At 43.4% G+C, this 10870-nt stretch carries 10 protein-coding genes; 4 read left to right on the plus strand and 6 right to left on the minus strand.

Features of this window, described 5'->3' with window-relative positions; genetic code table 11:
* Positions 1-303: 303 nt before the first annotated feature.
* A complete protein-coding gene (cas6, locus tag QUA38_RS24080; protein ID WP_333096840.1) occupies positions 304-1428 on the plus strand; it encodes a CRISPR-associated endoribonuclease Cas6 in 1125 nt (374 codons plus the stop codon).
* A gap of 143 nt (positions 1429-1571) precedes the next feature.
* Here cas6 and QUA38_RS24085 read toward each other — a convergent pair whose 3' ends face one another.
* Both QUA38_RS24085 and QUA38_RS24090 read right to left on the minus strand, forming a co-directional pair.
* Positions 1572-3014 (minus strand): DUF2079 domain-containing protein, encoded by a 1443-nt coding sequence (locus QUA38_RS24085; RefSeq protein WP_333166369.1) that lies wholly within the window; start codon positions 3012-3014, stop codon positions 1572-1574.
* Between the two features lie 9 nt (positions 3015-3023).
* Positions 3024-4607, minus strand: coding sequence for a DUF2079 domain-containing protein (locus QUA38_RS24090; RefSeq protein WP_333166382.1), 1584 nt, complete (start codon positions 4605-4607; stop codon positions 3024-3026).
* A gap of 127 nt (positions 4608-4734) precedes the next feature.
* Here QUA38_RS24090 and dxr point away from each other — a divergent pair, with 127 nt between their 5' ends.
* Positions 4735-5925, plus strand: coding sequence for a 1-deoxy-D-xylulose-5-phosphate reductoisomerase (gene dxr / locus QUA38_RS24095; protein ID WP_333166372.1), 1191 nt, complete (start codon positions 4735-4737; stop codon positions 5923-5925).
* Between the two features lie 229 nt (positions 5926-6154).
* On the opposite strand, the gene QUA38_RS24100 is transcribed toward dxr, so the two are convergent.
* Positions 6155-6667 (minus strand): phosphoribosyltransferase family protein, encoded by a 513-nt coding sequence (locus tag QUA38_RS24100; RefSeq protein ID WP_333166374.1) that lies wholly within the window; start codon positions 6665-6667, stop codon positions 6155-6157.
* A 54-nt stretch (positions 6668-6721) separates the two neighbouring features.
* Here QUA38_RS24100 and QUA38_RS24105 point away from each other — a divergent pair, with 54 nt between their 5' ends.
* Entirely contained in the window at positions 6722-7471 is a 750-nt protein-coding gene (locus tag QUA38_RS24105) for a pentapeptide repeat-containing protein (protein ID WP_333166376.1), read from the plus strand.
* 327 nt (positions 7472-7798) lie between these two features.
* Here QUA38_RS24105 and QUA38_RS24110 read toward each other — a convergent pair whose 3' ends face one another.
* The 3 genes from QUA38_RS24110 to QUA38_RS24120 all read right to left on the minus strand — a co-directional run bounded on the left by QUA38_RS24110 (position 7799) and on the right by QUA38_RS24120 (position 9825).
* A complete protein-coding gene (locus QUA38_RS24110; RefSeq protein WP_333076016.1) occupies positions 7799-7999 on the minus strand; it encodes a hypothetical protein in 201 nt (66 codons plus the stop codon).
* A 701-nt stretch (positions 8000-8700) separates the two neighbouring features.
* On the minus strand, positions 8701-8898 hold the full coding sequence (locus QUA38_RS24115) for a hypothetical protein (RefSeq protein ID WP_333068233.1): 198 nt from the start codon (positions 8896-8898) through the stop codon (positions 8701-8703).
* A 792-nt stretch (positions 8899-9690) separates the two neighbouring features.
* Positions 9691-9825 carry a hypothetical protein gene (locus QUA38_RS24120; protein ID WP_333166378.1) on the minus strand — a complete coding sequence of 45 codons (135 nt, stop codon included), beginning with the start codon at positions 9823-9825 and terminating at the stop codon, positions 9691-9693.
* A gap of 719 nt (positions 9826-10544) precedes the next feature.
* On the opposite strand from QUA38_RS24120, the gene QUA38_RS24125 reads away from it, so the two are divergent.
* Positions 10545-10730: a hypothetical protein gene (locus QUA38_RS24125; protein WP_333166380.1), complete on the plus strand. Its 186-nt coding sequence runs from the start codon at positions 10545-10547 to the stop codon at positions 10728-10730.
* The last annotated feature ends 140 nt before the right edge of the window (positions 10731-10870 follow it).

Consider the following 10870-nt stretch of genomic DNA (forward strand, 5'->3'; position numbering starts at 1 on the left):
ATCGGAGTTGAGGATGCTACGAGCTTTTGACAATTGTAGCGCAGAATAGGATTTTAAACACTTGTATATTTCTGTTTACTTACAAGGAGGAAAACCTTGACAAAGATTGAGTTTTAGGTTGTTGGTTTTTTAGTGGTTTTTGTCTATCCCGGAGGGTGCGGGAAACTTGTGGCATACCGGGTTTTTGGACCGATCAAAAGATTTGGGCGATAGATCGCCCTCACCTATGATCCCCCAAAGGGGATAAAAATTGGATAAGATAGCACGGCGCTCTTTCTGTGACGGCTATAGGAACCGCATCTGATGGCAACTTCCCCGAACCCCACCCACAGCAAAAAATCTCTTCCTTCTGGGCTGATTTGGCCGGCTGACACCGAGTTAGTCGGATTAGTGTTTGAATTGACTCCCGGCGCTGCTAGCTATCTGTACGCGCAGTATGCTATAGGTTTGCACGCTTGGTTTTTAGGTCAAGTGCAGCAAACTGACCCGGATTTATCGAAACTTTTGCACGATGAACAGTCAGAAAAAGCCTTTACTATGTCGGGATTGGAAGGTGATTTGCTCCCCAGTGGCAAAGAATTTCAGCTTTTGGGCGATCGAATTTATCGCTGGTACTTAACAGGACTTTCAAAGCCAGTAGTGCAGTGGCTGAGTCAGTGGCTGCAAAATTTGCCCGAAGAGATAGATTTGCGAAATGCTCCCCTGCTAATTCGCTCTTGGGATATTGCTTTTGCTCCCACAACTTACCAGCAATTATTAACAGCCGAATCCCCATCTTCGCCCACCATCAAACTTAGTTTTGTGACTCCTACAAGCTTTCGCAGCAAAGGCCATCACTTCCCTTTGCCAGTTCCCGAAAATGTTTTTCACAGTTATTTGCGCCGCTGGAATAACTTTTCAGGGGTAAATTTTGACCAAGTAGAATTTTTGAATTGGATTGATGAGAATGTAATTATTAGCCGCCACAAATTGGCGTCGCAAAAGGTAGCGGCGGGCAAAAAAGGCATGGTAACGGGATTCACTGGGGCTGTGGAATTTGCGCTAGGGCGATCGGCTCACAATCGCCCTGATTTTGTACAATTATTTTATGCTTTGGGGCGGTTAGCGCCTTACTGCGGCACGGGCCACAAAACAACTTTTGGATTGGGACAAACGCGAGCACAATGGTTGACGGAAGCGCTACCTGAAGTGTCGATACACAGCGTATTGGCGGCGAGAATAGATGAATTGACAAAGAAGTTTATGGCCCTGAGAAAGCGTACAGGTGGCAGTCGCGCTGCTGAGATTGCTGAAACTTGGGCGACGATTTTGGCGCGCCGGGAATTGGGAGAATCTTTGTTTGATATTGCTGCGGATTTGGAAATGCCTTATGAAACTGTGAAAACTTACGTGAAGTTGGCAAGAAGGGCTTTGAAAGTGAAGGATTAGCGGTAATTTACTGGTTCCCAGGCTCTACCTGGTAACAAAGATCCGGAGGCTCTGCCTCCAATTTTCCTCCGCAAGCGAGGCAGAGCCTCTAGACATCTATTCCCAGGCTCTGCCGGGGAACCAGTTAAAGGAGGAGAAGATGATTATTTGTTAGCGTTTTGGGTAAATAGGTAGATGTCGTCTCGCTGATATTTTAGTTTAAATTGAGGGGTGTTTTTTAGTTGAGTTACTAGCTTTTCCACAAAATCTCGATCGCTCATCCAGCCAGGATATCTGAGGTTGAGCAATACATAATCAAATTCTGCGAGATTTGCAGGCGGCGCCTGAGCCTGAGTTAATTTTACTACAGGGCGGTGCGCTAAGTGCGGAGCAATCTGAGCATTTGTTAAAACACTGCCTTTGGTTTCAACAAGAGAAATTGCTTCTTTAGTAGCTGGCAAAGTGTCGAACCCATTCAAATAAATTGTCCAAAAATAGCCGTATTTCGCTAAAGCTAAGAAAGCAATCAACGACCAAATTACAATGAGTCTAGGCAATGGATAATTAGGAATTGGCAATCTATCAAATATTGTTTTTCCCTTTTGCTGATTGCTAGCTGCTAAACTGGAAATTACGGCAACCAATAAAAACGGCAATATCGGCACAGAATATTGATGAATTAAATCCCGCTGAGCTGGGATGTCGGAAAGAATATTCATCGCCAACATCGGTACAGCACTCATTAAAGATGACAGATGACGTGGGGACAGCCACCAAATTACAGGTAATAGCAATAACGCTAAATATTCAAAAGTCGCTAAAGAAAACAAACGCCCTAAAACTAGATTTGGTTTCACTATTAAATTAATAGCAATTTCAAAAACCGAGTTTCCCAAATATTGATATCGCCCGATTCCCGCGTGTTCTCTTCCCTGATTAAAATACGGTATAACTCCCTGAGTAGCTACCAGGAACCAACCCGCGCCTAGAAATAAAGCTATGAGCCCACAATTGCATTTTTTGTCAAAATACAACAGCCACAAACCCATCGCAGCCACAGTTAAAGATAGCACGGCTTTACAGCTCAAAACTAATACAAGAGCAGCACAAAACCACAAAATTTTATTCAGCCTGGCAGCTAAGATTGCTGCTAGCAGTGCTGGTAAAGCAATTACTTCTGGGTGGAAGTCGAAGAGATTGACATTAAATACTGCGGGATAAAGCAGATATACGGCTGAAATTGCAATTGCTTTTGGTTCGTTTAATCCCGCTTGACGCGCCAAACTCCAACTCGGCCAAGCGCCTAAAGCTAGAGAAACAGCTTGCACTAAAAAAAGCCAGTGAACATCTGGATATATTTTGTAAAGTAAAGCTAGTGGATAGAAAATAAAAGCAGCGTGATCGCCCCAAATATTTATTGCCATTAAAGAGGAAAATGGCGTTTGATTTTGGGAGATTAAATAAATTGCTTGGTCAAAAATTGCTAAGTCGAATGCAGTTGACTGAAACAAAGCGTGCCGCGCGCTGCTGGCGGTAAATAAGACTATCGTTGTCACGACAATCATTAAAAATACTGGATGAGATTTTAGGGATTTCAAAGTTAGCATTTTATTTTTTTAATCAGCCCTTCGTTTAAATAGCAGGACTTCGTTTTTTTGATAAGTTAATTTAAAATCGGGAGAAATTTTAAGTTTATTTGCTAACGTAGCACCAAGTTTTTCAGTATCCGGCCAGGGATGGCGCAGGTTTAATAATATGTATTGAAATTCAGCTAAATTTGTTTGGGGCGAAATTTGTGACAGCAATTTTACTATGGGGCGGTGGGTAAAGTGAGGGGCAAGTCTATTATCTGTTAAAATACTGCTTTGTGCTTGAACTTGTGCGACTGCTTCGCGTGTAGCTTGCCAGGTATCTAGTCTATTTAGGTACAGATAAAAATCTTTATATTCACCCACACACAGGAAAATTAGTAATGACCAAATTATCATGATTCTCGGCAATTGAATTCCCTGCCAAAGTTGAGAAAGTCGGAAGTTTTTAAATTGTGGCAGATTGACCCATGTTAAAAAATGTTGCTTATTTGCTTTATCCTCTTCCTTGTTGCCTTTTATTTTTTCCCTGTTCCTTGTTTCTTCCTTTGCGATAAATGCTAAAAATAAAAAGGGAATTACAGGCACTGAATACTGATAGGCTAAGCTGCGTTGAAAGGACAAGTCAGAGAGGATATTAATCAGCAGGGTAGGGATGGCAGGAATTAGCGCTTTTAAATATTGTAGGCGTAGTTTGCCGGAAAATGGCAATAGCAGCCAAATCACAGGTAAGGTGAGGAGAAATAAATATTTGAATGTATCGAATGAAAAGATTTTTCCTAATACTAATTGTGGTTTTAATATGAGATTGATGATAATTTCTAGTACGGATTTGCCTAAATAGCTGTAGCGCCCGACTCCAGCGACTTCGCTGCCGCTAAACAAGGGGATGATTTTCTGGGAAGCTATCAAAAACCAAGCTGCACCTAGCAAAAGTGCGATCGCCCCGCACCGTTGCTTTTTTTCGCAAAAAAACAGCCAGACACCCATAGCAACAACGGTTAGGGACAAAACCGCCTTGCAACTGAGAACTAACAGGATAGCGGTACAAAACCACAAAATTTTATTTAAACGCGCCGCTAAAATTGCTGCAAAAAGTGCGGGTAAAGCGATTACTTCAGGGTGAAAATCAAATAAATTGATGTTAAATACCACCGGATAGAGCAAATAAATCAATGCGATCGCACGCGATTGTTCTTGATTCAAACCTGCCAAACGCGCTAAGCTCCAGGTAGGCCAAGCCCCTAGGGATAATGCAACTGCTTGTACAAACAGCAGCCAATGCACATCCGGGGAAATTTTGTACAGCAAAGCTAGCGGATAATAGATTACCGCTGCGTGATCGCCCAAAATATGAATCCCCATTAAAGAAGAAAAAGGCGTTTGGTTTTGGCTGATTAAGTAAATTGCTTGGTCAAAAATTCCCAAATCGAAAGCAGTTGATTGGAATAAAGCGTGCCGTAAACTGCTACACAAAAAGAAAATTGCCACAGCAGCAGCGAGCGCCCAAACCAAACTCGACGGTAGCTGCGATCGACCTTCCTCTATATTTTCGGCGATCGAGACACTGATGTCCTCACGGTCATCAGCAACATTTTCCCTATTCTGCATGAAATCTGGCACTAGGTGGTCACTCAAAATATGATTCCATCGAATGTGCTTTCCACGCAATAGTTAACCACTAATTTTTATCCCCGCAATCGTAATATTAGAATAATCCACAAAACATTAAAAAATTGTGAAAGCAATAACTCTTCTCGGTTCCACAGGCTCCATCGGCACTCAGACTCTGGATATTGTAGCTCAATACCCCGATCAATTTCGGATTGTCGGGTTAACCGCCGGACGAAATGTAACGTTGCTGGCCCAGCAAATTCGCCAGTTTAGACCGGAAATTGTCGCGGTTTGCGACGAAGATAAATTACTGGAATTGAAGGACGCGATCGCAGATCTCGACCCTCAACCTATTTTACTTGCGGGCGAGTCAGGCGTTGTCGAAGTTGCCCAATACGGTGACGCTCAAGCCGTTGTCACGGGCATAGTTGGCTGTGCCGGTTTGCTGCCAACAATTGCGGCTATCAAAGCAGGCAAAGATATCGCCTTAGCCAATAAAGAAACATTAATCGCAGGGGGCCCCGTTGTCAACCCTTTAATCGAAAAATACGGCGTTAAAATATTGCCTGCTGACTCGGAACATTCAGCAATTTTTCAGTGTCTCCAAGGTGTTATGGTTGGCGGGTTACGACGAATTATTCTCACTGCTTCGGGCGGTTCTTTTCGAGATTTGCCGATCGACAAATTAGCAGGAGTAACAGTAGCCGATGCTTTGAAACATCCGAATTGGTCGATGGGGCAGAAAATCACGATCGATTCTGCTACTTTGATGAATAAAGGATTAGAAGTAATTGAGGCTCATTACTTGTTCGGAATGGATTATGACGACATTGATATTGTCATCCATCCTCAAAGCATAATTCACTCGTTAATTGAACTGCAAGATACCTCGGTTTTGGCGCAATTGGGATGGCCGGATATGCGCTTGCCGCTGCTTTACGCTTTGTCTTGGCCGGAGCGAATTCATACAGATTGGGAACGGCTGGATTTGGTAAAAGCTGGGGATTTAACTTTCCGAGAACCCGACCACGAAAAGTATCCTTGTATGCAGTTGGCTTATGCGGCTGGACGTGCGGGCGGTTCGATGCCTGCGGTGCTGAATGCGGCAAATGAACAGGCGGTAGCGCTATTTTTGGAGGAGAAGATTCAGTTTTTGGATATTCCGAAGTTGATTGAGAAGGTCTGCGACAAACATCAAACTGATAACTGTGAAAGCCCTGCTTTAGACGATATTTTGACCGCGGATAGGTGGGCGCGGCAGGAAGTTTTGGCAGATAGTATGGAATTGGGCGATCGTATTCTTTCGGTTCGGTAATGGTATCAGCAGATTGGCGCTTACCCACAAGCCCGCCGGAGAATTAACTCCCCGTCTCATAGCTAAAGTCGGTTTCAACCGACTGCCCAACCTTGATAAATATCCAGTCCTCTTTCAGAGGACTTTAGCTATGAGACAGGGGTTTTTAACCCCTGACGGACTATGCAAAAAAGTGCAAAATATCGGCAAAACTCTATTAAAGGTTGACCCGGCTTTAGTCTTTTATTAACTAACTCCCAACTTTCGTCGCAAAATCAGCCGCACTCATTTTTTCGTACATTTCAAAAGGTTGGTGAATCCAAGGATTGTCAGCCAAATAATCTACATAATAATCCGGCTTTGCAACAGAACAAGCCTTGTACCAGAGTACAGCAGTCCGAATTTCCTGAATATCCTCGCCGTAGCGACTCTTGAGCCAAGCGATACCTTGATCCAAACTAATTCCCGAATCCACCAAATCGTCAACCAGGAGAATGTGGCTGCCCAAATTGTCGCCCACCATTGTCAAATCGCGGGCAAACTCGATCGCACCCCGGACATTTCCGTCAGCCCCACCATAGGACGAGGCAGCTAAAATCGCCAGAGGTTTGCCGAAAATCCGCGACAGAGTATCCCCAACGCGCAGCCCTCCCCTCGCCAGACAGACAATTCGATCGAATTTCCACTGAGATTCCTCAATTTTTACAGCCAAATCCTCAATTTTCCGATGGTACTCAGACCAAGAAACGTAAAGGTCACTCATTCCTAATATTATTGAAATATCAAAGGTATTATTAATTATTTTGGGGAAAATGACATGGATGCAGATGAACTTCTCAGACGGTATGCAGCCGGAGAACGGGTTTTTCACAAAGTAGACCTAGCCGGGGTCAAGATGTCAAGGACAAATTTGCGTGATATTGACCTGAGTCACGCTAATTTAAAAGGTGCAAATTCGATCGGTCTCACCCTCTACAGAGCTAATCTGTATCAAGCAGATATTAGCCAAGCCAACCTCTCCCAAGCCAACCTCATGTCCGCTAATTTTGGCGAATGCGACGCGGTGGGAGCGAACTTGAGCGGAGCCATCTTGCGGAGTGTCGTGTTCAGCGGGGCCGATTTAACGGGGGCGAGTCTCAGGGGTGCAGACATGAGAGATGCAAACCTTCAGGGGGCAATTTTGATTCAAGTTTATGCAGTTAACGCTAACTTGCAAGGTGCAAACTTGACAGAAGTGAAACTTTGTGGAATCAACCTGAGTAAAGCAAATTTAACCGACGCGAACTTAACACAAGCTGACCTGAGCCGTGCTAACTTAACTCAAGCAAATCTGAGCTGGGCAAATTTGACGGAAGCAAATCTGGAAAAAGCGGATTTGAAGGGAGCCGATTTGAGCGGAGTTAACTTGAGCTGTGCAAATCTCCATCAAGCAGATTTGAGCGGAGTTTCCCTTAAGGGAGCAAATCTCCGGGGAGCAAACTTGCATCAAGCTTCTTTGCGCGGGACAAATTTGGATGAAGCGAATCTGAGAGAGGCCATGATGCCTGACGGCACAATCTCTGACTAAATAAGCTGAAAAAATAGAAGTTAAAACCGCAGGGTGCTTGTGGTGCACCCTACATTTAGGCTAATGCCTGATTTTTTTAAGGGGATTTAATTCTGTGCTAATCTCAGGCGTGCAAAAATCGAGATAAGCCCCGGACTCGTGTTGTGGAGAGGCAAAAATTTTAGAGTCTTGTTCAAGCTCCCAGATTCATCTGTGGAGTAAATCTAAAATCTCAAATTGTTCGAGTGAGCGGGACTCTACGGTTCGACTGAGCGCTTGCGGAAGTGTAAAATCCAAAATTCAATGACAGTTCATTTCAAGAGAGTGGCAAAAAAAATTGACAATAATTTAATCTACAACTTTCAGCCAGCCCCGGCGAACGGCGTGGAGCAAGCGGTTGATGGCTGTTTGATCTTCTTCGGTAAGACAGTCATTTAACAGCGCTGTCTTGAGCTGTTGTCGGTGAGTGGGAGTCAGCAGACCGGAGTGATATACCTGAAAGACTAGCTCTGCAATAGTAAATTGAGGTAACAGCGTTTGGGTTCTCATCATGTGTTTTATTTTGAACTCACTTTTGACAGTATTAACTAATTTTTCCAAAATTTATGTGATTCAACTACGGGAGTAAATGTGATCGATTAGCTCTTGATGAGTGATTTGTGTCAGCGGGACATGGGGATCGGATATTTATTCGATAGCTCTGCTACTTGAAACACAAACCCCGTCCCGATTCCTAGCTTCTGGCAACTCCCACATCTCTACTTTTGGTTAAGAAACCGTGACAAATAAATTAAGATTTATCTATTAACAGATTACTAATGACTGCTAGCGAAAGCGCTAGGCTTAATTCAGAGTAAAACGTTTAGCCTGTTTAGAAACCCGCTTTTACCTACATTTACCTAGTTTCTTGGTGTGGTCTTTGTTCCGTGGATATACTTAATAACCCGCCCAAAAACCGATACAAGTTTCCGACAGGAGCGGGGATTCGACCCAAATTTTAAGCTCAAGTTCAAGCTCCAGATTCATCTGTGAAGTCAATCTAAAATCTAAAATCTAAAATCTAAAATCTACTGGCTGCTTCAAATCAAAAATCCCGGCTTCTTCAAGAAACCGGGTCCAGCTTTTCGATCGCAGTACAACTTTTTTTGGAGAGGGTTAATGGAGCGACCTACTCACAAAAATCTGATTGTTGGCAAAGCTTGACAGGAGAGAAAGTAAAAATACTCATCTCAACTTTGTGTCTGAGGGGACTAATCGGAAATCCTGACCCATCCGCGGCGGATGGCGTGCAGCAGGCGGTTGACTGCATCTCTGGCGTCTTCGCTGAGAGCGCTTTGGCAGAGTTCGCGCAGTCCGTGGCTTTCAATGCGAGTCAGATTGCCTGAATGAGTGACTTGATAGAACAGTTCAGCGATGGCGCGATCAGATTTTAAAGTCAGAGCTTGCATGAAATCTCGTTGAACTCGACTATTGCAATATCAAGCATTTGAGAAAAAAGTAGGGTGATTGCAGTCGGCTAAGCTGTGTGATCCTTCTTGCCTCGATTTGTGACCGAATTCTGCCAGTATACGTGATTTAAATCACAGATAACCAAATACCTCGATCGCATAAGCTATGATTGGGGTGGTAGCCTCAAGGTTTGACAAAACCTCAAAAAGCCCTTAACGCAAGGCTTTGAGTTCCCAAGACCGCTGCGTGGCGGGAGTAAGTCCGCTCAACATCGCAGGCTCTGGACTCGGAGATATGTGAAACTTTGGGTTTTAGACACTTGCAGCTTGCAGCTCAGGGAATAAAGTTGCGATCGGCGAGCCACGGCCTGAGATACAATAATTATAAATACTTCTATCCCATCTATAGGCAGGCAGGTAAAAAAATGATAATGATTAGCTACTTTTCGATTGCCTTAATCGTTTTTATTGTTTGGTTCAAAAGTTTTTGGAATGATACTGCGACATCTAAAAAAGACGTAATATCTTGGATAGCCTTAATAATCGGGCCTCTGTTTTGGCCTGTTGTTCTGCCCCTATCCCTTTTGCAAATTACCAGCAAAAAGTCTGTGGTAAAAACAGCTCAATGCGAGCAAGAATTATAATAAATTAGGGAAGGATCGGGCTTCAAAACAGTCGCTTATCTCGTCCTAAATTATTCGGCGTGCATCGCTCCAGGCAGCGAGTAATTTATACTTTTTGATGAAAAAATAAGTTTAGCTAGAAGGTAGAATCCCAGAAAAATTCTGAATTCTAAAACAGTATTTTTTTACCGCTATCAAATTCTGCCTTCTGCTTTTTGACCCCGCCCAAAAACGTATACAAGTTTCCCACAGCAGCCGGCAGCAGCCCAAAACTTGAGGCTGTTGTTCCAGCTATCAGATTCATCTGTGGAATAAATCTCCTATTTCCAGTTGTTCAACTGAGCCAGATAGACTCAGCCTTCGCTGAACGTATCACACCGAAGTCTCCAATCGACTGAGGCCTACTTTTTTTGTCACATCGTGATTTAATGGTGCGGCTCAGTCAAAATTGTTCAGGCAAAAGTGTCAGACTCAAATTATCGGACAGCGACCACAACATTTTTACCCAAAAATTATCTGCCACCTCAACCAAGCTCAAAATTGATATTTAATGTAACATGGCTTGTTGCTTGCAAAAATATAACTTCAGACATATTTTCGCCTGCTGCTGACCAGCTTAAGAATTTTTATACTACCGATGGCTACGTACCCTTAATCGAATGTGGGAAAATCCTGGCTAGGCGTTGGAAAACAGCTAGGCTCTTTGCCCTTTAACCTTTTCCGGCTCCCTTTCTTCAAATCGTAGCAGCTCTAAATGGGAAATTGTAGAGTTCGTTTGCGTCCAAATAGCCTAACTCTTACCGCAGTTAGATACACAATTAAAGGCAGAGACTGCAATATGAAATAGGCAACAAGAACTGTCGTCTAAAATCGCCAGTAAAACTTATTTTGGGCGATCGGGCATCAGGAGTGTCTAACGAGAGCCAGCTAAATTTTTAGAGTTGCGAGATGTTTGGGAACTTCTAAAAAAAAGTGCCGTCACGGTATCCAAATTAGTTATTTGCATAAAAAGCAGGAGTCAAAATGAACCAAGTATCTGAGAAACCAATTTATAAAGTTCTTAATCTATTGTCGCTCCTAGCGCTGAGCTACTATGCCGCTACTTCGATCAATTATATTTTCGAGAGTGACGCTCACATCTACAAGTACGACAGCCAGAGTAATTCCAACGCATCACCAGCGCAACTAGAAGCACACCGCTCGGAATAAATAGTAGAAATTTTCTCGGAATTAATGCCGAACAAAATTTTGGATAATTTGCTAATCGTTAATGGTAATTGCTCAACTAGGGGAAAAAAGGGAGCCATCAGTAGAGAGAGCTTGTTGAATAGATTGATAAGCAGTTAAAC

It is taken from the genome of Microcoleus sp. Pol12B4, from assembly GCF_036701385.1.
In the GTDB taxonomy this organism is placed as follows: Bacteria; Cyanobacteriota; Cyanobacteriia; order Cyanobacteriales; family Microcoleaceae; genus Microcoleus.

What these genes read in the sequence shown, in the direction of transcription:
- QUA38_RS24090 (WP_333166382.1), bottom strand. Translation starts at nt 4,607, where the DNA reads ATGCAGAATAGGGAAAATGTTGCTGATGACCGTGAGGACATCAGTGTC.
- QUA38_RS24115 (WP_333068233.1), bottom strand. Translation starts at nt 8,898, where the DNA reads ATGCAAGCTCTGACTTTAAAATCTGATCGCGCCATCGCTGAACTGTTC.
- QUA38_RS24120 (WP_333166378.1), bottom strand. Translation starts at nt 9,825, where the DNA reads ATGAATCTGATAGCTGGAACAACAGCCTCAAGTTTTGGGCTGCTGCCG.
- QUA38_RS24100 (WP_333166374.1), bottom strand. Translation starts at nt 6,667, where the DNA reads ATGAGTGACCTTTACGTTTCTTGGTCTGAGTACCATCGGAAAATTGAG.
- QUA38_RS24125 (WP_333166380.1), top strand. Translation starts at nt 10,545, where the DNA reads ATGAACCAAGTATCTGAGAAACCAATTTATAAAGTTCTTAATCTATTG.
- cas6 (WP_333096840.1), top strand. Translation starts at nt 304, where the DNA reads ATGGCAACTTCCCCGAACCCCACCCACAGCAAAAAATCTCTTCCTTCT.
- QUA38_RS24105 (WP_333166376.1), top strand. Translation starts at nt 6,722, where the DNA reads ATGGATGCAGATGAACTTCTCAGACGGTATGCAGCCGGAGAACGGGTT.
- QUA38_RS24110 (WP_333076016.1), bottom strand. Translation starts at nt 7,999, where the DNA reads ATGAGAACCCAAACGCTGTTACCTCAATTTACTATTGCAGAGCTAGTC.
- QUA38_RS24085 (WP_333166369.1), bottom strand. Translation starts at nt 3,014, where the DNA reads ATGCTAACTTTGAAATCCCTAAAATCTCATCCAGTATTTTTAATGATT.